General features: G+C 72.0%; 25 protein-coding genes. 18 read left to right on the top strand and 7 right to left on the bottom strand.

The annotated features are described in order from the left end of the window. Nucleotides 1-2: 2 nt before the first annotated feature. On the bottom strand, nt 3-1,475 hold the full coding sequence (locus ACLF3M_RS14845; protein WP_430657720.1) for a mannitol dehydrogenase family protein: 1,473 nt from the start codon (nt 1,473-1,475) through the stop codon (nt 3-5). Beyond that, entirely contained in the window at nt 1,475-2,257 is a 783-nt protein-coding gene (locus ACLF3M_RS14840) for a DeoR/GlpR family DNA-binding transcription regulator (protein WP_430657719.1), read from the bottom strand. The genes ACLF3M_RS14845 and ACLF3M_RS14840 overlap by 1 nt, the downstream gene beginning before the upstream one ends. Before the next feature lie 194 nt (nt 2,258-2,451). Here ACLF3M_RS14840 and ACLF3M_RS14835 point away from each other — a divergent pair, with 194 nt between their 5' ends. The 3 genes from ACLF3M_RS14835 to ACLF3M_RS14825 all read left to right on the top strand — a co-directional run bounded on the left by ACLF3M_RS14835 (nt 2,452) and on the right by ACLF3M_RS14825 (nt 5,390). Then, nucleotides 2,452-3,333 (top strand): aldolase, encoded by an 882-nt coding sequence (locus ACLF3M_RS14835; protein WP_430657718.1) that lies wholly within the window; start codon nt 2,452-2,454, stop codon nt 3,331-3,333. A gap of 519 nt (nt 3,334-3,852) precedes the next feature. After that, on the top strand, nt 3,853-4,494 hold the full coding sequence (locus ACLF3M_RS14830) for a nuclear transport factor 2 family protein (RefSeq protein ID WP_430657717.1): 642 nt from the start codon (nt 3,853-3,855) through the stop codon (nt 4,492-4,494). After that, nucleotides 4,491-5,390, top strand: a complete 900-nt coding sequence (locus ACLF3M_RS14825; protein WP_430657716.1) for an alpha/beta fold hydrolase — start codon at nt 4,491-4,493, stop codon at nt 5,388-5,390. Before ACLF3M_RS14830 ends, ACLF3M_RS14825 begins: the two co-directional genes overlap by 4 nt. Here ACLF3M_RS14825 and ACLF3M_RS14820 read toward each other — a convergent pair. Beyond that, nucleotides 5,315-6,160 carry an IclR family transcriptional regulator gene (locus ACLF3M_RS14820; RefSeq protein ID WP_430657715.1) on the bottom strand — a complete coding sequence of 282 codons (846 nt, stop codon included), beginning with the start codon at nt 6,158-6,160 and terminating at the stop codon, nt 5,315-5,317. The genes ACLF3M_RS14825 and ACLF3M_RS14820 overlap by 76 nt on opposite strands. 44 nt (nt 6,161-6,204) lie before the next feature. Here ACLF3M_RS14820 and ACLF3M_RS14815 point away from each other — a divergent pair, with 44 nt between their 5' ends. The 15 genes from ACLF3M_RS14815 to ACLF3M_RS14745 all read left to right on the top strand — a co-directional run bounded on the left by ACLF3M_RS14815 (nt 6,205) and on the right by ACLF3M_RS14745 (nt 21,250). Continuing rightward, nucleotides 6,205-7,107, top strand: a complete 903-nt coding sequence (locus ACLF3M_RS14815; protein ID WP_430657714.1) for an alpha/beta fold hydrolase — start codon at nt 6,205-6,207, stop codon at nt 7,105-7,107. Further along, the gene (locus ACLF3M_RS14810; RefSeq protein ID WP_430657713.1) at nt 7,104-7,892 is read left to right on the top strand and encodes a TIM barrel protein; all 789 of its coding nucleotides are present in this window, start codon (nt 7,104-7,106) and stop codon (nt 7,890-7,892) included. Before ACLF3M_RS14815 ends, ACLF3M_RS14810 begins: the two co-directional genes overlap by 4 nt. After that, nucleotides 7,892-8,686 (top strand): shikimate dehydrogenase family protein, encoded by a 795-nt coding sequence (locus ACLF3M_RS14805; RefSeq protein ID WP_430657712.1) that lies wholly within the window; start codon nt 7,892-7,894, stop codon nt 8,684-8,686. Before ACLF3M_RS14810 ends, ACLF3M_RS14805 begins: the two co-directional genes overlap by 1 nt. Then, nucleotides 8,683-9,915 (top strand): FAD-dependent oxidoreductase, encoded by a 1,233-nt coding sequence (locus ACLF3M_RS14800; protein WP_430657711.1) that lies wholly within the window; start codon nt 8,683-8,685, stop codon nt 9,913-9,915. Before ACLF3M_RS14805 ends, ACLF3M_RS14800 begins: the two co-directional genes overlap by 4 nt. Continuing rightward, entirely contained in the window at nt 9,866-10,879 is a 1,014-nt protein-coding gene (locus ACLF3M_RS14795; protein ID WP_430657710.1) for a Bug family tripartite tricarboxylate transporter substrate binding protein, read from the top strand. The genes ACLF3M_RS14800 and ACLF3M_RS14795 overlap by 50 nt, the downstream gene beginning before the upstream one ends. A 476-nt stretch (nt 10,880-11,355) precedes the next feature. Further along, the gene (locus ACLF3M_RS14790) at nt 11,356-13,101 is read left to right on the top strand and encodes a hypothetical protein (RefSeq protein ID WP_430657709.1); all 1,746 of its coding nucleotides are present in this window, start codon (nt 11,356-11,358) and stop codon (nt 13,099-13,101) included. A gap of 12 nt (nt 13,102-13,113) precedes the next feature. Continuing rightward, complete coding sequence (locus ACLF3M_RS14785) at nt 13,114-14,064, top strand: sulfonate ABC transporter substrate-binding protein (RefSeq protein ID WP_430657708.1); 951 nt, start codon at nt 13,114-13,116, stop codon at nt 14,062-14,064. Beyond that, nucleotides 14,061-14,897 carry an aliphatic sulfonate ABC transporter permease SsuC gene (gene ssuC, locus ACLF3M_RS14780; RefSeq protein WP_430657707.1) on the top strand — a complete coding sequence of 279 codons (837 nt, stop codon included), beginning with the start codon at nt 14,061-14,063 and terminating at the stop codon, nt 14,895-14,897. The genes ACLF3M_RS14785 and ssuC overlap by 4 nt, the downstream gene beginning before the upstream one ends. A gap of 2 nt (nt 14,898-14,899) precedes the next feature. Next, nucleotides 14,900-15,667, top strand: a complete 768-nt coding sequence (locus tag ACLF3M_RS14775; protein WP_430657706.1) for an ATP-binding cassette domain-containing protein — start codon at nt 14,900-14,902, stop codon at nt 15,665-15,667. A gap of 20 nt (nt 15,668-15,687) precedes the next feature. After that, nucleotides 15,688-16,626, top strand: a complete 939-nt coding sequence (locus ACLF3M_RS14770; RefSeq protein WP_430657705.1) for a sulfonate ABC transporter substrate-binding protein — start codon at nt 15,688-15,690, stop codon at nt 16,624-16,626. Continuing rightward, the gene (gene ssuD, locus ACLF3M_RS14765) at nt 16,623-17,822 is read left to right on the top strand and encodes an FMNH2-dependent alkanesulfonate monooxygenase (RefSeq protein WP_430657704.1); all 1,200 of its coding nucleotides are present in this window, start codon (nt 16,623-16,625) and stop codon (nt 17,820-17,822) included. The genes ACLF3M_RS14770 and ssuD overlap by 4 nt, the downstream gene beginning before the upstream one ends. Before the next feature lie 90 nt (nt 17,823-17,912). Next, nucleotides 17,913-18,968, top strand: coding sequence for a methionine ABC transporter ATP-binding protein (locus tag ACLF3M_RS14760; RefSeq protein WP_430657703.1), 1,056 nt, complete (start codon nt 17,913-17,915; stop codon nt 18,966-18,968). Further along, nucleotides 18,965-19,627 carry a methionine ABC transporter permease gene (locus ACLF3M_RS14755; protein WP_430657702.1) on the top strand — a complete coding sequence of 221 codons (663 nt, stop codon included), beginning with the start codon at nt 18,965-18,967 and terminating at the stop codon, nt 19,625-19,627. The genes ACLF3M_RS14760 and ACLF3M_RS14755 overlap by 4 nt, the downstream gene beginning before the upstream one ends. A gap of 13 nt (nt 19,628-19,640) precedes the next feature. Continuing rightward, on the top strand, nt 19,641-20,438 hold the full coding sequence (locus ACLF3M_RS14750; RefSeq protein WP_430657701.1) for a MetQ/NlpA family ABC transporter substrate-binding protein: 798 nt from the start codon (nt 19,641-19,643) through the stop codon (nt 20,436-20,438). A gap of 11 nt (nt 20,439-20,449) precedes the next feature. After that, entirely contained in the window at nt 20,450-21,250 is an 801-nt protein-coding gene (locus tag ACLF3M_RS14745) for a MetQ/NlpA family ABC transporter substrate-binding protein (RefSeq protein WP_430657700.1), read from the top strand. Between the two features lie 192 nt (nt 21,251-21,442). On the opposite strand, the gene ACLF3M_RS14740 is transcribed toward ACLF3M_RS14745, so the two are convergent. The 4 genes from ACLF3M_RS14740 to ACLF3M_RS14725 are packed head-to-tail and all read right to left on the bottom strand — an operon-like array spanning nt 21,443 to nt 26,761. Next, nucleotides 21,443-22,516, bottom strand: a complete 1,074-nt coding sequence (locus ACLF3M_RS14740; RefSeq protein ID WP_430657699.1) for an ABC transporter ATP-binding protein — start codon at nt 22,514-22,516, stop codon at nt 21,443-21,445. Beyond that, nucleotides 22,513-24,729: an ABC transporter permease gene (locus tag ACLF3M_RS14735; protein WP_430657698.1), complete on the bottom strand. Its 2,217-nt coding sequence runs from the start codon at nt 24,727-24,729 to the stop codon at nt 22,513-22,515. Before ACLF3M_RS14735 ends, ACLF3M_RS14740 begins: the two co-directional genes overlap by 4 nt. Beyond that, the gene (locus ACLF3M_RS14730; RefSeq protein WP_430657697.1) at nt 24,726-25,739 is read right to left on the bottom strand and encodes an ABC transporter substrate-binding protein; all 1,014 of its coding nucleotides are present in this window, start codon (nt 25,737-25,739) and stop codon (nt 24,726-24,728) included. The genes ACLF3M_RS14735 and ACLF3M_RS14730 overlap by 4 nt, the downstream gene beginning before the upstream one ends. Further along, nucleotides 25,739-26,761, bottom strand: coding sequence for an ABC transporter substrate-binding protein (locus ACLF3M_RS14725; RefSeq protein WP_430657696.1), 1,023 nt, complete (start codon nt 26,759-26,761; stop codon nt 25,739-25,741). Before ACLF3M_RS14725 ends, ACLF3M_RS14730 begins: the two co-directional genes overlap by 1 nt. Nucleotides 26,762-26,788 lie beyond the last annotated feature (27 nt).

Here is a 26,788-nt window from a genome sequence, read left to right as displayed (position 1 = left end):
GTTCAGCGCTGCCACCGTGCCCGCGCCAGGGCCAGCGTGCCGCGGGCGCCGACCTCGTGCAGCGACCGCAGCCAGCGGCCGACCGGCCCGACGAAGGCGGGCTGTCGGCCGAGGTCGCCGAACACCGCATCCACTGTCAGCAGCGGCCCGGGGTCCGGTCCGCCCTGCCGCGCCCGTTCCCGGATGAGCGGCGCGAGGGAATGGCGCAGCGCGATCGGCTCGCCCTTCTCGTCCACGCCGCTCGCGCAGCGCATCCAGGCCGCGACGGCGAGCGTCAGCAGCTCGACCGGCTGGCCCGCCCGCAGCCGGTCGCGCAGCGGATCGAGCATGATGTTGGGCGACCCGTCCGCGACGATGCGGCCTGGCGTATCGCGGATCGCGGGGTTGGCGAAGCGCGCGATCAGCGTGCGCTTGTAGTCCTCGATGTCCACGCCCGGCACGGGCGGCACGGTCGGGCCGGTCTCCTGGTCCATCACCGCGCGCATGAGCCCCGCGAGATCGGGGTCGGCCATGCAGTCCGACACGTATTCATGGCCCAGCAGCCGGCCGAGCCCTGCGACGGCGTGGTGGCTGGCGTTCAGGAGGCGGAGCTTCATGAGTTCATAGGGGCCGACATCGGGCACGAGCTGCACGCCGACCTCCTCCCAGGCCGGGCGGCCGGCGGCGAAGCGGTCCTCGATCACCCATTGACGGAAACCCTCGCAGGGGACGGGCCAGCGGTCGCGCAGGCCGAAGCGCGCCTGCACCTCGTCGCGGTCGGCATCGGTGGTGCCGGGCGTGATGCGGTCCACCATCGTGGCGGGGAAGGTGGCCTCGGCCTCGATCCAGCGGGCGAGTTCGGGATCGCGCAGCGCGGCGAATTCCAGCACGGCATCGCGCAGCACCTGGCCGTTGTGCTGCAGGTTGTCGCAGGACATCACGGTGAAGGCGCCGCGCTTCGCGTCGCGCCGGCGCCGCAGCGCCTCGGTCACCACGCCGATCGCGGAACGCGGCGCCCGCGTCGCGGCGAGGTCCGCCTGGATCAGAGGATTGCCGGGATCGAGCCGCTTCGTCGCGCGGTCCACGCCATAGCCGTTCTCCGTCACGGTCAGGCTGACGATGCGGATCGCGGGGCTGTCCATCGCATCGAGCAGTGCGACCGAGGATTCGCCGGCGAAGATGAGCCCGGCGAGCGATCCGATGACGGTCGCCTTCGCCTCGCCCTCGCCGCGTTCGAGCAGCGTGTAGAGCCCGTCCTGCGGCGCCAACGCCTCCACGATGCTGCCGTCCCGCGGCATCAGCCCCGCGCCGAGGATGCCCCAGGACAGCGTATCCGCGCGACGCTCCATCAGGTCGTGCGCGTAGCGCGCCATGTGCGCGCGGTGGAAGTTGCCGGGACCGAGATGGACGATGCCGGCGGTGACGCCGCCGGGGTCGAAGGACGGGCCGTCCAGCCCAGTCGGCAAGGCGCGCAGCGCGGCGCGGCCGAGGTCCATCACGCCTTCCCTCCTTCTCGCGCGATCACCAGCTCCGCCCCGGCCGCCCCAAGTGCCTTGCGCGTGGCCGGTGGGACCGCCGCCTCCGTCACCACCACCGCCCCGCGCCCCGGGCGCGCCACGCGGCAGGGCGCGGCGCGGCGGAACTTCGCGCCGTCCGCCACCACCACCAGCCGCCCGGCGCCGGCCAGCATCGCGCGTGCCACGGCAACCTCGTCCTCGTGGTAGTCCAGCAGCCATCCGTCGGCGCCGACCGCGCCGCAGCCCGTGACGAGCGCATCGCAGCGCCAGCGCGCGGCCATCTCGGCCGCCGTCGCGCCGGCCAGCGCGCCGTTGCGCGGCTGCCAGGCGCCGCCGAGCAGCTGCACCTTCATCCCCGGCGCGGCGCCGATGATGCGTGCCGCGGCGCTGCTGTTGGTGACGACCAGCAGGTCGCGATGCGTCGCCGCCAGCGCGGCCGCGGTCGCCTCCACCGTCGTGCCGGGGGTCAGGAACAGGGAGGACCCGTCCGGGATCAGCGCCGCTGCGACGCGCGCGATGCGCTGCTTGGCCGCGCTGTTCTCGACATGACGCAGCGCGTAATCCGTGTTGGCGATGGAGGAAGGCAGGCTCGCCCCGCCATGGTGGCGCCGCAGCAGCCCCTTTTCCGCGAGGTCCGAGACGTCGCGGCGGATGGTCTGCGGCGTCACGGCAAGGCTGGTCGCGAGCTCCTCTACGCCGGCATAGCCGCCGCACCGGCGCAGCGCGTCGAGGATGGCGGCGTGCCGGCTTTCCATCCCCATCGCTGCCCTCCCCTGCCCCTCGTGACGTTTGCGAAAACGAAAACGGGCTTGCGGAAGCGAACATAATCCGGCTTCACTGCGCCCCGCAACCGTCGATGGCCTCGAAGCGCTGTTCGCTGCCTTCGCGCGGGGCGAGCGGCTGAAGCCCGTGCTGTCGCCATGAGACCGCGATGCCTTCCAAACAGGAGAGCCCGATGACGAGCACCGCCCCGAAGGCCGATCTGCGCGCCCTCGCCCGTCCTTCCGGCGCCTTTGCCATGTTGGCGGTGGACCAGCGCGAGGGCCTCCGCGCCATGATGGCGGCGTTCCAGCAGGCGCCGGTCACGGACCGGCAGATGGCGGACTTCAAGATGGCCGCGTTGCGCGCGCTGACGCCGCACGCCTCTGCTGCGCTGCTGGACCGCGAGCTCGCCTGGGATCGCGCCATCGCCGAAGGCGCGGTGGCACCTGGCTGCGCGAAGATCGTCGCCGCCGACGTCCTGCTGCCCGGCAACGGGGAGCTCGTCTCGGAATCCAGCATCGACGACCTCGTCGTGCCCGCGACGGTGAAGGCGCAGGGCGCGGTCGCGCTGAAGCTCCTGGTGATCTGGCGGCCGGACGACCCGCCGGAACCCCGCATCGCGCTGGTCCAGGATTTCGTCGCGCGCTGCCGCGCCGGCGGCCTGATCAGCATCGTGGAGCCCGTCGGGCGCAAGCGGCGCGACGGCATCGCCTGGAACCACGCGGACGGCATCCTGCCCGCGGCGCGCGAGCTCGGCGGGCTCGGCGCCGACATCTACAAGGCGGAGATGCCGCTGTTCGGCAAGGGCAGCGAAAGCGAGGTGCGCCGCGCCTGCGCGGAGCTCACGCGCACGGTGCAGGGGCCCTGGGTCGTGCTGTCCTCCGGCGTCGAGCCGGACGATTTCCCCCAGGCCGTGGACTGGGCCTGCGGGGAGGGCGCGTCCGGCTTCCTTGCGGGGCGCGCGGTCTGGCGCACAGTGATCGGCAAGCCCGACATCGAGGCCGCACTCAGGACCGACGCCGTGCCGCGCCTGCAGCGGCTGGCCGAGGTGGTGGATCGCGCGGTCGCGGGCTGACGGCGGCCACCGCCGAGCAGAGGGTGCTGCAGGCGGTGAAGCGCCGCCGCGGCGCCGGGTCGGTGTTCGAAGGCGAGGGCTGCCCCGAGCAGCGGAACGGCCGATCTGCCGCGACTTGATCTGCTGCTTGCTGGCGAACGCGAGAGCCGAAGCCGATCGCGTCGCGGCCGAACGAACTCTTTCGTTGGTGCCTGCAATACGAAGGCGGGCCTGCAACGCCGCCCGCGGGCGCGACTTGCCCCGTTTCCCGTTCTCTTCGGCAGAGGCGAAGAAGGCGGACGAGGGCGGCATGCTTGGCCTCGTCGGATGCGCGCTAGTCGAATGCGGTTGTCACGCCAGTCCGGCCGCAGTCGGACCGCCGCGCCTTCAACGCTTGACAGGAGCTGCTCGGCAACGCAGTTTTGTTCGGCATATCGGATGTGTTCATGTACGCGAACACTCACTTCGCTGATCACGAGATGTCGGAGGTCGTCTTGGAGAGCGCTTCGCGCCAACCGGTCACGCAGGAGGGACGTATCCGTGACTGATCCCACGCTCGAGGACCGGCTTGCCATCCGCCAGTTGGTGGAGGACTGGGCGATCTGGCGCGACGCCGGGGAGTGGTCGCGATTCCGCACGTGCTGGCACGCCGACGGGGTGATGATGGCGACCTGGACGCAGGGCACCGCCGACGCCTTCGTCGCAGCCAGCCAGGACGCCTGGCGCAAGGGCGTCTCGATCCTGCATTTCCTCGGGGGCCACACGGCGGATGTCGCGGGCGATCGGGCGGTCGCGCAGACGAAGATGACGATCAGCCAGCGCGCGGAGGTGCACGGCGTCGTGGTTGACGTGGTCTGCACCGGACGCTTCTGCGACTGCCTCGCGAAGCGGGACGGACGCTGGGCGATCGTGCTGCGGCAGCCGATCTTCGAGAAGGACCGCATGGACCCCGTGGATCCGGCCGCGCGCCTCGTCCTCGACCCCGGGACGCTGCGGCGCTTCCCCGTCGGCTACCGCCACCTGGCCTATCTGCAGACCCAGCTCGGCTACGACGTGAAGACCGACATGCCCGGCCTGATGGGAGCTGCGACCGATCGGCTGCGGGCGCGGGGCACCGCCTGGCTCGCCGGGGCGTCAGGCCATCCGGCTGACGCGGCGTTCGGCGCGGCGGGTTCGGCGTGAGCGGGCCCGGGCAACCGCGCGACGCCGTCGCGCATAGCTCGGCGAAGCTGCCGACCGGCGTGCGGCTGCATGTCGCGGAGGCCGGTCCGGCGGATGGCGAGGCCGTGCTGCTGCTGCATGGCTGGCCGCAGACCTGGTTCGCGTGGCGGCGCGTCATGCCGATCCTGGCCGCAGCCGGGATGCGCTGCATTGCGCCCGATCTTCGCGGCTTCGGCGCAAGCTCGAAGCCCGCCGGCGGCTACGACAAGAAGACGGTGGCGGCGGACCTGCTCGCGCTGCTCGATCATCTTGGCGCCGCCCGCGCCTGGGTGGTCGGGCACGACATGGGCGCGCAGGTCGCCTATCCCTTCGCGGCGCAATGGCCGACGCGCACGCACGGCCTGGTCTTCATCGAAGGCGGCCTGCCCGGCTTCGGGCAGGAGCGTGGGATGGACGTCGCCGCCGGCGGCAGCTGGCATTTCGGCTTCAACCGCGCCGGCGACATCGCCGAGGCGCTCGTGCGCGGGCGGGAGCATCTCTTCATCCGTCACATGATCCGTCGCGAGACGGTCGGCGTGTTCGATCCGACCGCGATCGGCGAGGAGGATATCGCGGTCTATGCCGCGGCTGCCGCCGCGCCCGGCGGCCTGCGCGGCATGTTCGCGCACTACGAGGCGCTGATCCCGCAGGACCGGGACGACAATCTGCGCTTCGGCGCGGAGAAGCTGGCGCTCCCGGTGATGGCGGTCGGCGCCGATCATGGCTATGCCGAGGGCTCGCTGAATACCATGCGGAAGGTGGCGCAGGATCCAGTCGGCTGGATCGCGCGCGATTGCGGCCACTACGTGCCGGAGGAACGCCCCGCGGAGCTCGCGGCGGCGCTGCTCGCCTTCTTCCGCGGCGAGCCGCCGGCGTGAGCGACCTCGGCCCCGACCAGCCGGCGCGCCAGCGCCTCCGCCGCGCGCCGCAGCGCGGCGCCGACGCGCGTCCGCGCCGCCGCGTCGAAGCGCGCGGTCGGCAGCGCCACGTTGACCGCGCCGAGCGGACGGCCCTCGCCGTCCAGGACAGGCGCCGCGATGCCGACGATGCCGGGATGGCGTTCCTCGAAGGAGAGGGCGAGGCCGTCGCGCCGGGTCTCGGCCAGCTGCTTCCGCAGCGCCTTCTCCGACCGGACGGTGCGCGGCGTCAGCGGCTGCCAGGTCTCGCGGGCGAGATAGTCGGCGAGCTCGGCTTCGGGCAGGTGCGCAAGGATCGCCTTGCCCGAGGAGGTGGCGAACAGCGGCAGCCGCGTGCCGACATGAAAGACGAAGACGAGCGGATGGCGCGCATTGGTCGCCGCGACGAGCCGAGCGCCATCGCCCTCCGGCACGCTGAAGCCCGCGGATTCGCCCACCTCGGCCGAGAGACGCGCGACGATCGGGCCCGCAGCCTCGGCCGCGCCGGCACGGCGGCGCGCGCCGGCGAGCAGGTCGCCCACGCGCGGGCCGAGGCGATGCCCGCCCGCCTCGGTCTCCACATAGCCGCGCGCGGCGAGCGTCCGCAGCAGGCCCGTCAGGCTGCTCTTCGGAATGCCGAGTGCCGACCCGATCTGCGCGTGGCTGAGCGGCAGCGGGCGCTCCGCGAGCAGCTCGAGGATGTCGAGGACACGGAAGGCGGACTTGACGGCATCGCCGGCGGGCTGGGGCATGCGCGCAAGTGTGTTCATAAGTGTGAACATGGTCAAGCCGCGCCATGACGGACGCACTGTTCGCCGGTTTCGAACTGCACCGCGCGACGCTGCCCAATGGGCTCGCGGTGAACTTCGTGACCGGCGGCGCCGGCCCGCCGCTTCTGCTGCTGCACGGATGGCCGCAGACCCACGCCGCCTGGCATCGCCTCGCGCCGAGGCTCGCGGCCGACTTCACGGTGATCGCGCCCGACCTGCGGGGCTATGGCGGCAGCGACGGGCCGGAGCCCGACGGCGCGCATCGTGCCTACGCGAAGCGCGCCATGGCTGAGGACGCGCTGGCGCTGATGGACCTGCTCGGCCATGAGCGCTTCGGCGTGCTCGCCCATGACCGCGGCGCGCGGGTCGGCTACCGGCTCGCCCTCGACGCGCCGGCGCGGGTCGCGGCCTTCGTCTCGCTCACGGTGATCCCGACGGTGGAGATGTGGCGCCGCGTGGACCGGCGCATGGCGACCGGCGCCTGGCACTGGTTCCTGTTCCAGCAACCCGGCGAGTTGCCGGAGCGCATGCTCGCCGCCGATCCCGACTTCATCCTGGACTGGATCCTCGACCGGATGGCGGGCGGGGCCGGGCGGCTCGATCCTCGCGCCTTCGAGGCCTATCGCAACGCCTTCCGCCGGCCCGAGGTGCGGCGCGCGATGGTCGCGGACTACCGCGCCGCGGCGACGACGGACGAGGCCGACGACCTGGCCGACGAGGCCGCCGGGCGGCGTTTGCGCTGCCCGATGCTGGTGCTGTGGGAAGCTGCGCGCTGGCGCGATGGCGAGACGCCGGCCGACATCTGGCGGCGCTGGTCGGAAGCCCCGGTCGCCGGCGCGCCGATCGCTGCCGGGCACCTGATGGCGGAGACGGCACCCGACCTGGTGCTCGCCGAGGTTCAGCCCTTCCTGCGGGAGCACCTGAGATGATCGCGATCGCGCCCATGACCTATGGCGATGCCGCGGCCGCCGAGGCGATCGAGGCCGCCGCCGCGGGCGGTTTCGAAGCCGTCGGGCTGCGCCTGGTCGAGCCGCGACGCTACCTGCCCGAGGCGCTGCGCGTACCCGATGCGGCGGGATTGAGCGCGGCGGCCGCGGCGCTGCGCAGCGCGGGCCTTGCGGTGCTGGAGATCGAGGCGGCCTGGCTGATGCCGGCCACCGACGTCAGGCTGCTGCGCCCGGCGCTGGCGGCTGGCGCGTTTCTCGGCGCGCGGCATCTCGTCATCAACATCGATGACCCCGAGCCCGGCCGCGTGCGCGACAGGCTCGGGATCCTGACAGAGGACGCGGCCGCGCATGGCATCCGCGTGATGCTGGAGTTCCTGCCCTACACCACGGTGCGCGACCTCGCGGCGGCGGTCGCGCTGGCACACGCGGCGGGGCTCGGCGTCGTGGTGGACGCGCTGCATCTCGCACGCTCCGGCGGTGATCCGGCGGAGCTCGCCGCGGTGCCGCCCGGGCTGGTCGCGCATGCGCAGATCTGCGACGCGCCGGCGGAAGCGCCGCCCTTCGCGGAGCTGCGCGCCGAGGCGATCGGCGAGCGCCGCTATCCCGGTGAAGGCGCGCTGCCGCTCCGCGCGCTGCTGCGCGCGCTTCCGCCCGGTACGCCGCTGAGCCTCGAGGTGCCGCGTTCGTTGGATGCCGGCCTGTCGCCGCGCGAGCGCGCGATACGCGCCGGCGCGGCCTTCCGCGCCTGGCTGGCCGAGGCAGCGTGATGGCAGCGCCCCTGTCCGATCTGCCGTCCGGCACGACGCGCGTCGTCGGCATCATCGGCCATCCCGTCGCGCAGGTGCAGGCGCCGCATGCACTGACCGCGCATCTGCGCGGACGCGGCGTGGATGCGATGGTCGTGCCCTTCGAAGTCGCACCGGACGACCTCGCGCCGTTCCTGGCCGGGATCGCGCGCTCGCCCTCGCTCGCCGGGCTCGTGGTGACGATCCCGCACAAGCCGGCGGCCCTCGCCGCGGCGCGGGGCACGCCGCGCGAGATGCGGATCGGGGCGGCGAACGTGCTGCGCCGGACGGACCACGGGTGGGAGGCCGACATGGTGGACGGCCAAGGGTTCGGTGCCGGCCTCCGCGCGGGCGGCTTCGATCCCGCGGGCCGACGCGTGCTGCTGGTCGGCGCCGGCGGCGTCGGCGCGGCGATCGCCGTCGCGCTGGCCGATGCCGGCGCCGCGGAGATTGCGATTCACGACCGCGATCCCGCGCGCGCAGCCGCGCTGGCGGAACGCGTGCCGCAGGCGCGCGCGGTGGACGCGCCGGACGCCTCGGGCTGCGACCTTGCGGTGAACGCGACCCCGCTCGGCATGGCCGAGGACGATCCCCTGCCCTTCGACCCCGCAGCGCTGGCGCCCGGAGCGGCCGTGGCGGAGGTCGTGATGAAGCCGGCCGAGACCAGGCTGCTGCGCGCAGCCGCCGCGCATGGGCTGCAGGTCTTCCCCGGCCGCCTCGTCATGGAGCACCAGCTGCCGCTGCTCGCGGGCTTCCTTTTCCCGGAGCTGTCGTGACGCCCGACTTCGACGTGATCGTGGCGGGCGGCGGCTCCGCCGGTGTCGCGGCGGCGATAGGGGCCGCGCGCTGCGGCGCGCGCACGCTGCTGGTGGAGCGCTACGGCTTCCTCGGCGGCGCGGCGACGGCAGCCGGCGTGCTCACCTATTGCGGGCTCTACGTTGCGGGCGATCGCCCGCGGCCCGCGGTGGCCGGCGCAGCGGAGGAGGTGCTGGCAGCCCTGCGCGCGCTGGACCAGCCGACAGCGCCGCGCCGATCCTCCACCGGCAACTGGGTGGTCGCGCTCGATCCGGAGGCGCTGAAGCTCGCGCTGGACCGCGTGGTGCGCGCCGCCGGCGCCTCGGTTCGCCTGCATGGTTTCGTCACCGAGGTCGAGCGCGACGGCGACGTCCTGGTGGCGGTGACCATCGCGACGCCGGACGGCCCGCGCCGGATCGCCGCGCGGGCCTTCGTCGATGCCAGCGGCGATGGTGCGGTGGCCCGCGGCGCCGGCGCGCTGCTCGACCCGCATCGCGGCGCGCAGCCTGGCTCCCTCCCCATCCGGATCGGCGGCGTCCCGCGCGACGCGCCCATCGGGCGCGAGCTGATGCGCGCGGCCGTCGCCGCAGCGGATGCGCCGCGCGGTCCAGCTGGCGCGCTGCGCGCCAATGGCGGCTTCTGCCACCGGCTGTTCGACCGCGACGAGGTCTGGTGGCTTGGCGTGGACCTGGCGACAGAGGACCTGACCGCGGCGGAGATGCTGGGGCGCGAGCTCGCCGCGGCTTTCGTCGCTGCCTTGCGGCACGTCGGCGGGCCGGCCTGGTCCGGCGTCTTCCTGCTCGGCAGCGGGCCGCAGGTCGGGCTGCGCGAGAGCGGTCGTGCCGCGACCGAGGAGACCGTCGCCGACGCCGACGCGGCGGCCGGCCGGCTGCGCCCGCAGGACGGCATCGCGCGGGCGGGCTGGCCGATGGAGGTGCATGAGGCCATCGGGCGCGCGCGCTACGCGCTGATCGGCGGCGATGGCCATTTCGACGTGCCGCTCGACGCGTTGCGCGCACGCGGCGTGTCCAACCTCTGGGTCGCCGGGCGGCTCGTCGGCGCGGAGTCCGGCGCCTACGGCTCGCTGCAGGTGATGGGAACGGCCTTCGCGACAGGCCAGGCCGCGGGCGTGGCCGCGGCGCTTTCAGGGAGGACGAAGGATGCAGCCGATATCAGGCGCGAATTGCGGCGGCAGGGCGCGATCCTTTAGGCGGCGCAGGCTGCTCCTCGGGCTGGGCGGCCTTGCGCTGCCGCGCATCGCGCCGGCGCAGGAGGTCGGCTTCTCGCGTCCCGTGCGCTTCATCGTGCCGTTCCCCGCGGGCTCGACGCCCGACATCGCGGCCCGGGCGCTGACGGAACGTTTCCGCTCGGCCTTCGGCCAGAGCTTCGTCATCGAGAACCGCGTCGGCGCGAGCGGCAACCTCGGCACCCAGGTGATCGCGCGCGCGACGGACGGTCACACCATTGGCGTCTCGATCCTCGGCCCGCTGGCCACCGCGCCGGCGATGTTCCGCGACCTCGGCTACGATCCGATGCGCGACATCGCCTTCGTCTCCAACCTCGTGCAGGCGCCGCAACTGCTCGTCGTGCATCCCGCGGTCCCGGCGCGGACGCTCGCCGAGTTCGTGTCGTATGCGCGGGCCAACCCCGGCCGGCTTTCCTTCGGCTCGGTCGGGGCCGGATCGCTCGGCCACCTCTCGATGGAGGAGCTGAAGGCGCGCTTCGCGATGGACCTCGTCCACGTGCCCTATCGCGGCTTCCCGCAGGCGGTGATCGATCTCGTCGCCGGGCGCATCCAAACGATCATGCTGAGCGCGGCAGCGATCCTGGCGCAGGTGAGGGAAGGCACGGCGCGGCCGCTGGTCACGACGGCACATGCCCGCAGCCGGCAGGCGCCGGAGGTGCCGACGCTCGCCGAGGCGGGCGTCGCGGGCCTCGAAAGCTACGGCTGGATCGGCCTGGTCGCGCCGGGCACGGCGGCGCCGCCGCTGGTCAACCGCCTCTCCTTCGAGGCGGGCGCCGCGCTGCGCGACGAGGCGACGCGCGAGACGCTGGAGCGCGTGGGCTTCGACATCGTGGCCTCCACGCCGGCCGAATTCGCTCGCCAGGCCGCGGCGGATGTGGAGCGCTGGGGTGGCCTGATCCGTCGCCTCGGTGTGACCCCTGATGCGTGAGCCCGTCCTGCAGGCATGACACGGATCGGTATGGCGGATCGCCGCCATTGCGGCGCATCTGTTTTCCACTATTTTTGTTCGCGTATTTGGCAATACATTGCGAGAAGCCGGGATCCTTCCGGGCGGGCTGCCTTGCTCAGCAGCCTTGTCGTACTGCGTTTCGAGGTGAGTGTCGCTTTCCACGTGATTTATGTTGACACACGTTCATCGGTCGTGGAATCCAATCGGCGTGGACACGAGACACCCCACTACGCTGACTACGCGACCCGGCACCGGCACCGCCGGACTGCCAGGGCACGACGCGCGCTGTTGACGGAAGAGGCCCCGTCTTTCCGTCCTTAGCCTTCGCGGCTTCCGCTCCTCCTCGCCCAGCGATCGCTCATGTCCAGCATCGTCTCCGACCGCCACCGGCTTCCGTCGCGATGTCGCGCGGCCCCGCTCGCCGCCTGACCCGCATCACCTCGGAGACCGACATCATGACCCACTCTTCCCTGCGCGCGCCGGCCCGGCGCAGCGTCCTCGCCGCCGCCACCGGACTCGCCGCCGCCGCGGCCAGCCCGCCGCTGCCAGGCTCCGCGCCCGCGCTTGCCTCGACGCCGGCGAGCGAGCCACCGCCCGGGCCCGACCAGGCGCTGCGTCGACGCTCGCTCCGCGTCCGGAGTGACCTTGCGCACGCAACCGACGCGCTCGCCGTGCCGCCGCTGCCGAACAACGGCGACGATGCGCGGTATCCCAACCGCATCGGCTCCGACACCCGCGCCCTACCGCACGACGCACGGGGGGAGGTGGACCGCGCGGCCTATGACCTGGCGCTCAGGGCCTACGAGACCGGCGATCCCGCGGATTTCGAACGTATCCCGCTCGGCGGCACGCGCCGCCTGCTCAATCCTGTCGGCTCCTTCGCCGTGTCGCTGTCAGGCGCCGACGCGACGCGTTTTGCGCTGCCGCCGACGCACCGCCTCGACAGCGCGGGCAGGGCGGCAGAGGCAGTGGAGCTCTACTGGCAGGCGCTGCTGCGCGATGTGTCTTTCGCGGAATACCGCGACGACACCGCGCATCCCGGCATCCTGGCCGCGGTCGAGGAGCTGAACCGGCTCGCCGAGTTCGACGGGCCGCGCGCCAATGGACGCATCACGCCGGGCTCGCTGTTCCGCGGCAACGCGCTCTATGTGGACACGCGCGACGCATCGGGTCGCAGCGCGCGTTCGGTGCCGATCCACGGCGTGCTGGATGGGCCGCCGGTGTCGCAGTTCCTGCTGCGCGACGCGCCCTACGCGGCGCAGGTCGTCCCCGCGCAGCTTCGCCCGCTGACGGCCCGGGATTTCCTGACCGACAGCACGGAGTGGCTGCGCGTCCAGAACGGCGAGGCGCCCGCCGGACGAGTAGCCTATGAGGGCACCGCGCGGTTCGCCGCCACCGGCCGCGACCTCGCGACCTATGCGCATTTCGCGCCGGCGGCGTTCTGGGCGGCGGCGCTGCTGCTGGGCGTGCCGCAAGCCGGCGGGGGCGGGTATCCCGGGCTGTTCCCGGCATCGGTGAACACGTCCAACCCGACGAACCCCTATCGCCGGTCGCGCAACCAGGTGGGCGGCGCCAGCACCTTCGGCCTGCCCTATTTCCAGTCGCTGCTCGCGACCGGCACGTCGCGGACGATCCGCGTCGCCTACCTCCACAAGTTCCGCGTCCACCGCACGCTTCGGCCGGAAGCCTATGGCGGCCTCGTGCATCACCGCGTCGCCAACAACGTCGCCGAGTATCCGGTGCATCAGGCGGTGCTGGGGTCCCGCGCGCTCGATCAGTCGCGCGCGAAGTTCGGCAGCTTCCTGCTGCCGCACGCCTATCCCGAAGGCGCGCCGATCCACACCTCCTACTCCTCGGGCGCGGCGGTGATCGCGGCGGTGGGCGCGACGCTGCTCAAGGCCTTCTTCGACGAGAGCCTTGTCATTCCCGATCCCGTGCAGCCGGATCCGCGCGACCCGACGCGGCTTGTGGCCTGGACGGGCCGGCCGCTGACGGTCGGCGGGGAGCTCAACAAGCTCGCGCACAACTACGGCGCCGGGCGGAGCTGGGCGGGGATCCACTGGCGCTCAGACATCGCCGCGTCCTTCGCGCTGGGCGAGGAGATCGCGATCGCCCTGCTGCGCGACGAGCGCGCGACCTTCGCGGAGCCCTTCGACGGCTTCCGCTTCACCCGCTTCGACGGCACCCAGGTCACGATCTGAAGGGAGAGCACCATGACTAGCACACGACGCGGCATCCTTGCCGCCGCCAGCGCGCTGCTCGCCGCGCCTGCCGTCGCCCAGCCCAGCGCGCTGCGGGAGTTGCGCATCGGCTACCAGAAGACCGGGCTGCTCTACATCGACAAGCAGCGCGGCCTCATTGAGAACCGCTTCCGGCAGCAGAACGTGGCGGTGCGCTGGGTGGAGTTCACCTTCGGCCCGCCGCTGCTGGAAGCGCTGGCGGTCGGCTCGATCGACTACGGCACGGTCGGCGACGCGCCGCCGATCTTTGCCCAGGCGGCCGGCGCCAACCTGCTCTATGTCGCGGTGGAGGAGGCGGCGGGCTCGGGCAGCGGCATCCTGGTGCCGCCCGGCTCGACGCTGCAGCGGCTGGAGGAGCTGCGCGGCAAGCGGGTCGGCTTCGCCCGCGCCTCCTCGGCGCACGCCCTCACCATCGCCGCGCTCGACAAGGCCGGCGTGGCCTGGAGCGACATCACGCCGGTGCAGCTGCCGCCCGCCGACGCGCGGGCGGCCTTCGAGCGCGGCGCGCTCGACGCCTGGACGATCTGGGATCCGTTCTTCGCACTCGCGGAAGGGCGGCCCGGCGTGCGCACGCTCGCCTCGGCCAGCGATATCGCGCGGCAGAACAGCTTCTACCTGGCCAACCGTGATTTCGTGAACCGCCACCCTGCCGCCGTGGCCGCGGTGAACGAGGAGCTGGCGCGCACCGCGGCCTGGTGCGAGGCCAACCGGGCCGAGGTGGCCCGTGTGCTCTCGGAAGCCTCCGGCATCGAGCTGCCGGCCTGGGAGCGTGCCATCGCGCGGCGCGAGTTCAGCGTGGGCCCTGTCACGCCGCGGGTCGTGGAGGAGCAGCAGCGCGTGGCGGACCGCTTCCGTCGGCTGAACCTCATCCCGCGCGATGTCCGCATCGCCGACATCGTCTGGCCGTGGCGGATCGGCGCATGAGCGCGACGACCGCCGGGACGGCGCCCGCGCAGGGCGGGCGCGTGCGCCCGCTCGCCGGCCTGCTCGACACGCCGGCCGGCGCCTGGCTCGTGCCGGCGCTGATCATCGCGCTGTGGCAGGTGTTCTCCTTGCTCGGCACCATCCCGAAGAACCTGCTGCCCGCACCATCGGACGTGCTCGCCGCGTCCTGGCGACTGACACTGAGCGGCGAGCTCGCGACGAACATCCTCGTCTCCTTCAAGCGGGCGGCGATCGGCTTCCTGATCGGCGGTTCCCTCGCCTTCGGCTTCGGGCTGCTCAACGGCGTCTCGAAGCTCGGTGAGCGGCTGACCGACACCACGATCCAGATGATCCGCAACATACCGAACCTGGCACTGATCCCGCTGGTCATCCTGTGGTTCGGCATCGAGGACGACGCCCGCATCTTCCTCGTCGCCCTCGGCGTCTTCTTCCCGATCTACGTCAATACCTTCCATGGGATCCGCACCGTGGACTCGCAGCTCGTGGAGATGGGGCGGTCCTACGGCATGTCTCGCTGGGACCTGTTCCGCCGAGTCATCCTGCCCGGCGCGCTGCCTTCCATCTTCGTCGGCGTGCGCTACGCGCTCGGCATCATGTGGCTCACGCTGATCGTGGCCGAAACCATCGCCGCCAACTCGGGCATCGGCCACATGGCGATGAACGCGCGCGAGTTCATGCTGATCGACGTCGTGGTGCTGGCGATCCTGCTCTACGCGCTGCTGGGCAAGCTCGCCGACAGTGTCGCCCGCCTGCTCGAGCGGCTGACGCTGCAGTGGCATCCCGCCTTCCAGACCCGCCGGAAGGAGGCGTGACAATGGACGGCAGCATCCTTCACGCCTCCGCGCGCGGCACAGCCATCACCGTGTCAGGCCTGACGAAGGCTTTCGGCGTCAACCGCGTGCTGCGCGGCGTGGACCTTCACATCCGTCCCGGCGAGTTCGTCAGCGTCGTCGGCCGGTCGGGCTGCGGAAAGAGCACGCTGCTGCGCATCCTCGCCGGTCTCGACGCCGCCGACGGCGGCACGCTCGCCTTCGATGGCGACGCCTCCGTGCACCCCTCCGCCGTCGCGCGGCTGATGTACCAGGAGTCGCGCCTGCTGCCCTGGGCACGCGTGCTGGCCAATGTCGAGGTCGGGCTCGGCACCGCGCGCGGGCCGGAACGACGCGACCTCGCCCACCACAAGCTCGCCGAGGTCGGGCTTGGCGGGCGCGAGGGCGACTGGCCCACCGTTCTCTCCGGCGGCCAGCGGCAACGCGTCGCACTGGCCCGCGCGCTCGTCAGCCGTCCGCGATTCCTGGCACTCGACGAGCCGCTCGGTGCGCTGGACGCGCTGACGCGGATCGAGATGCAGCGCCTCGTCGAGCGCGTCTGGCAGGAGGAGGGCTTCACCGCCCTGCTCGTCACGCATGACGTGACCGAGGCCATCATCCTCGGCGACCGCGTCGTGCTGATCGAGGACGGCGTGATCGCGCTTGAGCTCGCCGTGGACCTGCCCCGCCCGCGCCACCGCGGCACGCCCGAGGTGGCGGCGCTGGAGGCGCAGGTGCTCGGCCAGCTCTTCCGCGATGACCACGCCGCATGACCATTGCAGGGATCCCCGCCATGAGCTTCCGTCGCCGCGCCCTGATCGGCGCCAGCCTCGCACCCCTGGTCGCCCCGGCCGTCCTCGCGCAGGAACGGCAACTGCGCATCGGCTACCAGAAGTACGGCAACCTCGTGCTGCTCAAGGCGCGCGGCAGCCTGGAGCCGCGGCTGCGCGCCCAGGGTTTCCGGATCGCCTGGGCGGAGTTCAACGCGGGCCCGCCCATCCTGGAGGCGATCAACGCCGGCGCCGTCGAGTTCGGCTCGACCGGCGAGGCGCCGCCGATCTTCGCCCAGGCCGCCGGCGCGCCGATCGCCTATGTCGCGCATGAGCCGGCATCGCCGCGCGGCGAGGCGATCCTGGTGCAGCGCGACAGCGCGATCCAGCGCGTGGCGGAGCTGCGCGGCAGGAAGGTCGCCTTCAACCGCGGCTCCAACGTGCACTACCTCGTCGTGCGCGCGCTGGAGGCGGCAGGCCTGCGCTATGCCGACATCGAGCCACAATTCCTTGCCCCTGCCGATGCGCGCGTCGCCTTCGAGCGTCGCACGGTGGACGCGTGGGCGATCTGGGACCCCTTTCTCGCCGCCGCGGAGGCCGCGGGCACGACCCGCCAGCTCGCCGACGGCACGGGGATCGTGGCCAACCACCAGTTCTACCTTGCGCATGACCGCCTCGCGGCGCAGCACCCGGAGGTAGTGCGGACGATTGTCGAAGCCATCGACGAGGTGAACCGCTGGGTGCAGGCCGACATCCCGCGCGCTGCGAGGGAGCTGGCGCCGGAGACCGGCATCCCCGCACCTGTGCTCGAGGTCGCGTTGCTCCGACAGGGCTTCGGCATCGCGCCGCTGTCGGAGTCGGTGGTGGCGGAGCAGCAGCGCATCGCGGACGTGTTCCACGGCCTCGGCCTGCTGCCGCGCGCGATCCGGGTCGGCGAAGCGGTGCGGGGGGTGGCGGGATGAACGCCGTGACGTCGAATGGCGCCGTCGCGCCGGCGGATCGCGCGCGCATCCTGTGGTTCCTGCCGACGCATGGCGATGGAAGGCATCTCGGCACCTCGGTCGGCGGACGCGCCGTGGACCTGCCTTATCTGCGCCAGATCGCGCAGGCCTCCGACGCGCTCGGCTATTTCGGCGTGCTGCTACCGACGGGCCGGTCCTGCGAGGACAGCTGGGTCGTTGCCTCGGCGCTCGCGCCGCTGACCGAGCGACTGCGCTACCTCGTCGCAGTGCGACCCGGGCTTCTCTCGCCGGCGCTCGCCGCGCGGATGACCGCGACGCTCGACCGCATCTCCGGCGGTCGGCTGCTGATCAACGTCGTGACAGGCGGCGACCCCGTGGAGAATGCGGGAGACGGCCTCTTCCTCGACCACGATGCGCGCTACGAGGTGACGCGCGAGTTCCTGCGCATCTACAAGCGGCTGCTCGCCGGCGAGGCGGTGACCGAGGCGGGCAAGCATCTGCGCGTCGAGGACGGCAAGCTGATCTTCCCGCCTCACCAGGCGGGCGGGCCGCCGTTGTGGTTCGGCGGCTCCTCCGACGCCGGCATCGCTGTCGCCGCGGAGCAGGTGGATGCCTACCTGACCTGGGGCGAGCCGCCGGCGCAGGTGGCGGAGAAGATCGCGCGCGTCGGCGCCGCCGCGGCGCGCCTCGGTCGCCGCCTGAGCTTCGGCATCCGCCTGCACGTCATCGTGCGGGAGACGGAGGAGGAGGCCTGGGCCGCGGCAGACGAGTTGATCCGGCATCTCGACGATGCGACGATCGCCAAGGCGCAGGCTGTCTTCGCGCGCATGGACAGCGAGGGCCAGCGCCGCATGCGGGAGCTCCATGGCGGCGGCCGCGACCGCCTCGAGGTCAGCCCCAATCTCTGGGCCGGCGTCGGCCTGGTGCGCGGCGGCGCCGGCACGGCGCTGGTCGGCAGCCCGGAAAGCGTCGCGGCGCGTATCCGCGAATACCAAGCGATCGGGATCGAGACCTTCATCCTCTCGGGCTACCCGCATCTGGAGGAAGCCTACCGCTTCGCCGAACTGGTCTTCCCGCTGCTCGACCTCGCCCATCCCGCGGGTCTGGCGCGGGCGGCCAATGACGGGCCTTTCGGCGAGACGATTGCCAACCTGCACCGCCCGGGCGCGGAAGGCGCGCGGCATGCGGCGGGATGACGGGGTAATCACGTCCCCGTCACCGTGATGGCTGACCTGCGCAAGGCGGGGGCTGACGCGGCGGCCCTTCCGCCGCACATCCCCGCAACCATGCTGGATCCGATCGCCCCTTCGCGCCCGGCCGCGATCCGCCTGTCGTTCCTGCGCAAGCGCTTTGCGGCGGGCGGGGTGACGGCGCTCGACGACGTCTCGCTGGAGGTCGGACAGGGCGAGGTCTTCGGCATCGTCGGCCGGTCGGGCGCAGGCAAGTCCACCTTGATCCGCTGCGTCAACCTGCTGGAGCGGCCGGATGCCGGGCGCGTCGAGGTGCTGGGCGCCGACCTGCTGTCGCTCGACGAGGCCGCGCTGAACGCCGCGCGGCGCGGCACCGGCATGGTCTTCCAGCATTTCAACCTGCACACCCGCCGCACGGTCGCGGAGAACGTGGCCTTCCCGCTCGAGGTGGCGGGGCTGCCGCGGGCCGAGCGCGCGGCACGAGTGGCGGAAATCCTGCCGCTGGTCGGGCTCGAGGCGAGGCGCGACGCCTATCCCGCGCAGCTCTCCGGCGGGCAGAAGCAGCGCGTCGGCATCGCGCGCGCCCTGGCGTCGCACCCGCGCATCCTGCTCTGCGACGAGGCGACGAGCGCGCTGGATCCGGAGACGACGCGGGAGATCCTCGCCCTCATCCGCGATCTGCGCGACCGGCTGGACCTGACGGTGCTGCTCATCACGCATGAGATGTCGGTCGTGAAGGCGATCTGCGACCGGGTCGCGGTGATGGAAGCTGGCCGCATCATCGAGGAAGGGCGCGTCTTCGACGTCTTCACCCGCCCCGCCCATGTCACGACGCGCCGTTTCGTGGCGGAGGTGATCGGCCATGCGGTGCCGCCGGGCACGCTGGCCCGGCTGCCCGCGCCGGCCGAAGGCCAGGAGCGGCGCCTGGTGCAGGTCGTCTTCGCTGGGCCGCACAGCACGCGCGCCGTGGTCAGCGAAGCCAGCCGCGACTTCGGGCTCGACATCAACATCATCTCGGGCCGGGTGGACGAGATCGCGGGCGAGCCCTTCGGCGTCATGGCGCTTGCCGCTTACGGCCCGCCGGCGCGGGTCGAGGCGGGGCTGGACTGGATGAAGGGCCTCGGGCTCGACGTGACGGAGCTCGCGCCATGAGCTGGCTGACGCCGACGATGCAGGACCTGCTGCTGGAAGCCTTCTGGCAGACGCTGCTGATGGTGGGCGCGAGTGCGGCGATCGCGGTGGCGGTCGGCCTGCCGGTCGCGCTGCTGCTGCACGCGACGGGACCGGACGGGCTGCGACCGGCGCCGGCAGTCAACCGCCCGCTCGGCCTGCTGGTCAACGCGACGCGCTCGACCCCCTTCATCATCCTGATGGTCGCGATCGTGCCCTTCACGCGGTTGGTCGCCGGCACCTCGATCGGCACGGGGGCCGCGATCGTGCCGCTGGCGATCGCTGCGACCGCCTTCCTCGCCCGACTGTTCGAGAACGCGCTGCGCGAGGTGGACCGCGGCGTGATCGAGGCGGCGCGCGCGGTTGGCGCGACGCGGCTGCAGATCATGCTGAAGGTCCTGGTGCCGGAAGCGCTGCCCGGCCTGATCGCGGCGACCACCGTCGCGCTGGTCTCGCTGGTCGGCTTCTCCGCCATGGCCGGCGCGGTGGGCGGCGGGGGCCTTGGCGACCTCGGCATCCGCTTCGGCTACCAGCGCTTCATGCCGGAGGTGATGGCGACCGTCGTCCTCCTCCTGATCGTTCTTGTCCAAGGCCTGCAGTCCATCGGGGACTGGCTGGTCCGCCGCCTCTCTCACCGCTGACGGAGAACCCCGCATGCTTGTCCGCCGTTCGCTGCTTCTCGCCCCCCTTGCGCTGCCGCTTGCCGCGCAGGCGCAGGAGATCGGCAGCGCCCAGCGCCCGCTGCGCATCGGCGTTACCGCCGGCCCGCACGCCCAGGTCATCGAGAAGGTGCGCGACATCGCGGCGCGCGACGGCCTGGTGCTGCGCATCATCGAGTTCCAGGACTTCATCCAGCCGAACGCCGCGCTGGCGGCGGGCGACCTCGACGCCAACAGCTACCAGCACCAGCCCTTCCTCGATCAGCAGGTGCGCGACCGCCGGCTGCCGCTGGTCTCCGTCGGCAAGACGCTGGTCTTCCCGATGGGTGTCTATTCGCGACGGCACCGCAGCCTCGCCGAGGTGCCGGCCGGCGGCCGCATCGCCATCCCGAACGACCCGACGAACGGCGGCCGCGCCCTGGTGCTGCTGGCGCAGAACGGTGCCTTCCGGCTGCGCGACGGCGCGGATTTCCGTGCCACCGTCGCCGACATCGCCGAGAACGGGCGGCGCATCCGGGTCGTTGAGCTGGAGGCCGCGCAGCTGCCGCGCGCGCTGGACGAGGTGGAGGCGGCGGCCATCAACTCCAACTTCGCGCTGCAGGCCGGGCTCAATCCCGTCCGCGATTCCATCGCGATCGAGAGCGCGGGCAGCCCCTATGCGAACCTGATCGCCGTCCGCGAGCAGGACCGCGACGCGACCTGGGTGCGGCGCCTCGTCGCGGCCTACCAGACGCAGGAGATCAAGGATTTCGTGCAGGCGACCTTCGGCGGCGCCGTGGTGCCGGCCTTCTGAGGAGAACGACGATGCTGCGACGTTCGGTCCTGACCCTGCCCGCCTTGCTGCCGGCGCTGGCCTCTGCCCAAACGCCGGAGCCCGGCACGGCCGCGCGGCCGCTGCGCGTCGGCGTCACGCAGGGCGTGCACGCCCAGGTCTTCGAGAAGGTGCAGACGGTGCTGGCGCGCGACGGCTTCGTCACGCGGGCTGTGGAGTTCGGCGACTTCATCCAGCCGAATGCCGCGCTGGCGGCCGGCGACCTCGACGCCAACGCCTACCAGCACCTGCCCTTCCTGGAGGCGCAGCGCGCGCAGCGCGGCTACGACTTCGTGCCGGTCGGACGGACCGTGCTGACGCTGATGGGCGTGTTCTCCCGCCGTCTCCGCAGCCTCGACGCGCTCCCGCAGGGCGCGCGCATTGCGATCCCCAACGACCCGACGAACGGCGGCCGCGCGCTGCTGCTGCTGGCGGAGAATGGTGCCTTCCGCCTGCGCCCGGGCGTGGATCATCGCGCGACCGTCGCCGACATCGCCGACAACCCGAAGCGGATCCGCATCGTGGAGCTGGAGGCGGCATCCATCGTGCGCGCGCTCGACGACGTGGACGCCGCCGCCATCACCGGCAACTTCGCCGTTCCCGCAGGGCTCAACCCGCTTCGCGACGCGCTCGCGCGCGAGACCGAGCAGAGCGTCTACACCGTGCTCGTCGTCGTGCGGCGCGCCGATGCCGATCGGCCCTGGGCCAGGCGCCTCGCGGGCGGCTATGCGCATCCCGAGGTGAAGGATTTCGTCGTGACGACTTTCGGCGGCGCCGTCATCCCCGGCGCCTGACGCGTCCGTCGCCATGGCCGCTTCCGCGCCGGCGCTCACGCCCGGCGACAGGACGCGGCCCGGGGCAACGTTCCTGAACAGCCGCGTCGCTATCGGTCAGGCCGGTATGTGACTGTCACCACAGGGCGTAATGCAGACCTTCTCGCGGGGCATCGCTCCGCTTGGTGACAGCGGAACTGGGGGGCTGCCCCGTCACGGGCGGACCAGCACCACACCCTGCGCGTCGAAGCGGATCCGGACGGCCTCGCCCGGCTGCCGACGGGACAGGCGGTCCGGGCCGATCGCGAAGAGCTCGCCGACCGGCGTCGCGAAGTAGTACTCGGTGTGCGAGCCCATATAGGTCGCGCGGGAGACCGTGGCGTGGAGCGTGCCGGGCTCGTCCGGGTCCGCGATCCGCACGGCTTCGGGCCGCACCACCAGATCGGCCTCGCCCGGCGGCAGGCCGCGATGCGGCAGGTCGATCCGCAGCGCGTCCAGCGAGACATGCGCGATGCCGTCCTGCACGGTCTCGATGCGGCCGCGGATGTGGTTCGCCTCACCCATGAAGGTCGCGACGAAGACGGAATTGGGCTGAGTGTAGAGTTCGGCCGGCGTGCCGGCCTGCGCGATCTCGGCGTTGCGCATCACGACGATGCGGTCGGAGACGGCAAGCGCCTCCGACTGGTCGTGCGTGACGTAGACGACGGTCAGACCGAGGCGCTGCTGCAGCGCGCGGATCTCCTCCCGCATGGACCGCCGCAGCCTGGCATCCAGGTTCGACAGCGGCTCGTCGAAGAGCAGCACCTCGGGCTCCAGCACGAGCGCGCGGGCAACGGCCACGCGCTGCTGCTGCCCGCCCGACATCTCCGACGGCAGGCGGCCGCCGAAGCCTTTCAGGCCCACCGTCTCCAGCGCGGCTTCGGCGCGCGCATGCGCGTCGCGCTTCCTGAGCCCCGAGGAGACGAGGCCATATGCCACGTTGTCCAGCACGCTCATGTGCGGAAAGAGCGCGTAGGACTGGAACACCATGGAGACGTTGCGCTCGCCCGCCGGCAGCAGCGTGACGTCCTTGCCGCCGATGAAGAGCCGGCCGTCGGTTGCCTGCTCCAGCCCCGCGATCATGCGCAGCAGCGTCGTCTTGCCGCAGCCCGAAGGCCCGAGCAGCGTGACCAGCGTGCCCCCTTCGATCGTGAGGTCGAGCGGCTTCACCGCCTGCACCAGGCCGTAGCGCTTGCCGATGCCCTGCAGCCGGACCTCGGCGCCGCGGGTCTTGAGCGCGAGCGTCATGCGCGGCCTCCGACGGGAAGGACGGCCGGCGCCGCGGCGGCGCGACGGCCCAGCCTGCGGCGGCCGACGGCCAGGTTGATCAGGCCGATGGCGGCCATCATCAGCACGATCAGCACCGCGCAATAGGCGATGGCCAGGCCATAGTCGCCGTTGATCACGCGGTTGATGATGAAGACCGTCGCCATCTCGTATTCCGCCGAGACCAGGAAGATGACCGCCGAGACCGTCGTCATCGCGCGCACGAAGGAATAGACCAGCGCGGTGATTATGGCGGGCTTCAGCAGCGGCAGCACCACCGTCGTCAGCGCCCGGAAGGTGGAGGCGCGCAGCGTGATCGCGGCCTCGTCCAGCGACTTGTCGAGCTGGCTCATCGCCGCGACGCCGGACCGCACGCCGACCGGCAGGTTCCGGAACACGAAGCAGGCGATGAGGATCATTGCCGTGCCCGTGATCTCGAGCGGCGGGATGTTGTAGGTCAGGATGTAGGCGACGCCGATCACCGTCCCCGGGACGGCGAAGGTCAGCATCAGGCTGAACTCCAGAGCGGTGCGGCCGACGAAGCGCTGCCGCGTCAGCACCCAGGCCGCGAGCAGCCCGATGCCGGCCGTGATCGGCGCGGCGATCGCGGCAAGCTCGATGGTCGTCACCAGCGAATGCCACGCGCCGCCGGAGAACAGGATGCGGCCGTCCGCCGCCCATTCGATCGCGAAGGCGCGCTGGAAATGCGACAGCGTCGGCGTCCAGTCGCGACCCCAGACGCGGACGAAGGCGCCGGCCAGCGCCATGCAGTAGACCGTGATCGTCAGGATCGCCCAGGGGATCGCGACGGCGAAGGCGACGATCTTCACGGGTCGCGGCAGCGTCTGCTGCAGCCCCGAATCGCCCTTGCCCGTGACCGAGACATAGGATCGCTTCCCGACCACCGCGCGCTGCAGCAGGAAGGCGCAAAGCCCGACCACCAGCATGATCCCCGCCAGCACCGCGGCGCGGCCGAAATCCTGCTGCGCACCGACGACGGCAAAGAAGATCTCGGTGGACAGCACGCCATAGGAGCCTCCGAGCACGATCGGGTTGCCGAAATCGGCGAGGCTCTCCACGAAGACGACCAGCCAGGCATTGGCCAGGCCCGGGATCATCAGCGGCAGCGTGACCGCGCGGAAGGTGCGCATGCGCGACGCGCGCAGCGTCTGCGATGCTTCCTCCATGGTGGGGGAGATGCCCTCCACCACGCCGATCAGCACGAGAAAGGCGGTCGGCGTGAAGGAGAAGACCTGGGCGAGGAAGACGCCGTCGAAGCCGTAGATCCAGCGGCCGAGCTGGATGCCCATCGTCGCCTCGACGATCTGGTTCACCACGCCCGACCGCCCGAAGATCAGGATCAGGCCGAGCCCGATGACGAAGGGCGGCGTGATGATAGGCAGCACCGTCAGCATGCGCAGCGCGCGGCGCGCCGGAAAGGCCGTGCGCGTGACGATCAGCGCGAAGCAGAGGCCGAGCATGGTCGCTGATGTCGCCGTGGAGGTCGCGAGCGCCAGCGTATTCCAGAACACGCCGCAGTTGACCGAGCCCGTCAGGCAGGACAAGCCCCAGATCTTGCGGTCCATGAAGCGGTCGGCCAGCGCCGCGCCGACCGAGAGCTCGCCGCGCGGCGTGAAGGCCTGCGACATCATCGTCAGCACCGGCCAGGCCGTGAAGATCACGATGGAAGCGACGAGCAGTCCGACCGCCCCGGCGACGAAGCGGTCGCCCTTGAAGAGCCCGCGCAGCGCGAGCCCGTCGGTCAGCATCACCAGGCAGCCCACGAAGGCCATGCAGCCACCGAGCCCGATGCCGAACTGTCGGTCGTCGAGCGGGCCGAAGGTCGATTCGAGCCACGGCCAGGACCAGCCCTGCACGCCGATCGCGAGGCCCTGCACGACGATGGCGAGCAGCCCGAGCCCTCCGCCCACCAGCAGGAAGATCGCGCGCCGCGCGTTGGTGCCGACGGGCAGCGCGCCGGGCAGTGCCAGCGCGATGAAGGCGATGACGGGCCAGAACCAGAAGCGGTGATGCGCGACGGCCTGCCAGAGCGCGCTGGCGGCTTCCGGATCCTCCTGCCCCAGCGCGAAGAGCGTGCCGAGGTCCAGCCCGTCCTGCTGCATGTGCCAGGGCAAGAGCGCGACGCCGATCGCGGCCAGCGTCCAGAAGAAGAGCGAAGTGCCGAGGAACCTCATCGCGGCAGCGCGCCGACGTCGCGGTCCCAGCGCGCGAGCAGGCGGCGCCGCTCGGCCGAGGCGCCGAAGCGGGCGTTGTCGTAATCGATGATCGCAGCGGTCGCCATGTTCGGCGCGCCGTCGGTCAGCGGCACGTTGCGGTTCGCCATGGTCTGCAGTTTGCGCGCCTCCCGGCTCGCTTCCGTCTGCGCCTCCGCGCTCAGCGCCCAGTGGTAGAAGCGCTGCGCGTTGGCCGGATTGCGCGCACCGCGGAGGATGGACATGGACCCAATCTCGTAGCCTGTGCCCTCGCAGGGCACGGCGTGGCCTACGGGGAAGCCCGCCGCGGCTTCCTCTGCCGCGTTGTGCACGAAGGAGATGGAGACCGCGGTCTCGCCGCGCGCGACCGCGGTGATCGGCGCGGTGCCGCTGCGGGGATAAGCGTTCACGCTGGCATGCAAGCGCCTGAGGTAATCGAAGGCCGGGTCCTCGCCCATCATCTGCACGAGCGTCGCGATGACGATGTAGGCGGTGCCGGAGGAATTCGGGTTCGCCACCTGGATCTCGCCGCGGTAGCGGGGATCGAGCAGGTCGGCCCAGCAGCGCGGCGTCGGCAGGGTGCGCCGCGCGATCAGCTCCGTGTTGAAGCCGAATCCCAGGACGGAGGCATAGACACCGACCGTCCGCCCCTGCGTCTGGCGCCACTGCGCCTGCGCCCAGTCCCAGAGCTCCGCGATGCGCGGGCTCTCATAGGCCTGCGTCAGCCCTTCCTCGCCGGCCGCGACATGCGGGTCGCCGGTGCCGCCCCACCAGACATCGCCGCGCGGGTTGCGGGCCTCCGCGCGGATCGCGGCCAGCATCTCGCCCGTGGATTTCTGGTTCAGCGTCACGCGGATGCCGCTCTCGCGCTCGAAGCCGCGTGCGATGGGCTGGCACCATTCGATCGTGGCGGAGCAGTAGAGGTTGAGCTGCCCCTGCGCCAGCGCGGGCAGCGGCAGCGCGATCAGCGCCGCCGCGAGGACTGCCCGCATCAGCGCGGCAGCGAGCCGATCTCGCGATCCCAGCGAGCCAGGATGCGCCGACGCATCTCGGCATCGCCGAACTTCGCGAAGTCGTACTCCACCAGGCGGATCTGCGAGAGGTCGGGGATGCGCGGATCGGGCGCGGCGCCGCGATGCGCGGGCACGTGCCACTGGTTGACGCGCGGCCCGATATCCATCGCCCCGGCGGTCAGGTACCAGTCCACGAAGCGCCGCGCCTGGGTCAGGTTGCGCGCGCCGCGGATGATGGACAGGCACGCGACCTCGTAGCTGGTCCCCTCGCTGGGGTAGACGATGTCGATGGGGAAGCCGGCCTCCCGCATGGAGGCGACCTCCATGTTGAAGCTGACGGCCAGTGCGGTCTCGCCGCGCGCCACCGCCTGCATCGGCGCCGCACCGCTGCGGGCATAAGCGTTCACGTTGGCATTGAGGCGCTTCAGGTAGTCGAACGCGCGATCCTCGTCCCAGAGCTGCACCAGCCCCGCGATGATCGTGTAGGCGGTGCCGGAGCTGTTCGGGTTGGGCAGTTGCACCTCACCGCGATAGGCGGGGTTCAGCAGGTCTTCCCAGCTGCGCGGGATCGGCAGGTTCTTCCGCTGCATCAGCTCGCGGTTGTAGGCGATGCCGATCGCACCCGACGACACGCCGACGCAGTTCTGCTGCGCCGCGCGATAGGCCGCGACCGCCCAGTCCTGCAGCTGCCCCATGTTGGGCGAGGTGTAGGGCTGCAGCAGGTTGCGCTGCGCCGCGGTGATATGCGTCTCCGCACTGCCGCCGAACCAGACGTCGGTGCGCGGATTCTGCGCCTCCGCCGTCACCTGCGCCAGGATCTCGCCGGCCGATTTGCGCGTCATGTTCACGCGGATGCCGGTGTCGCGGGTGAAGCCGGCGGCGATCGCCTCGCACCAGTCCGCGGCGGGCGCGCAGAGCATATTCAGCTGGCCCTGCGCCGCGGCGGGCGCGCTGATCGCGAAGGTCAGCCCGGCGGCGAGCAGCAGGCGGCGGAACGGCATGGCGGTGATCCCCTGGGGGTGATGGCG

This window comes from Falsiroseomonas sp. HW251, assembly GCF_050563545.1.
Lineage (GTDB): Bacteria > Pseudomonadota > Alphaproteobacteria > Acetobacterales > Acetobacteraceae > Falsiroseomonas.
The sequence above is the reverse complement of the archived record's forward strand: the minus strand, read 5'-3'. Positions and strand labels throughout refer to the sequence as shown.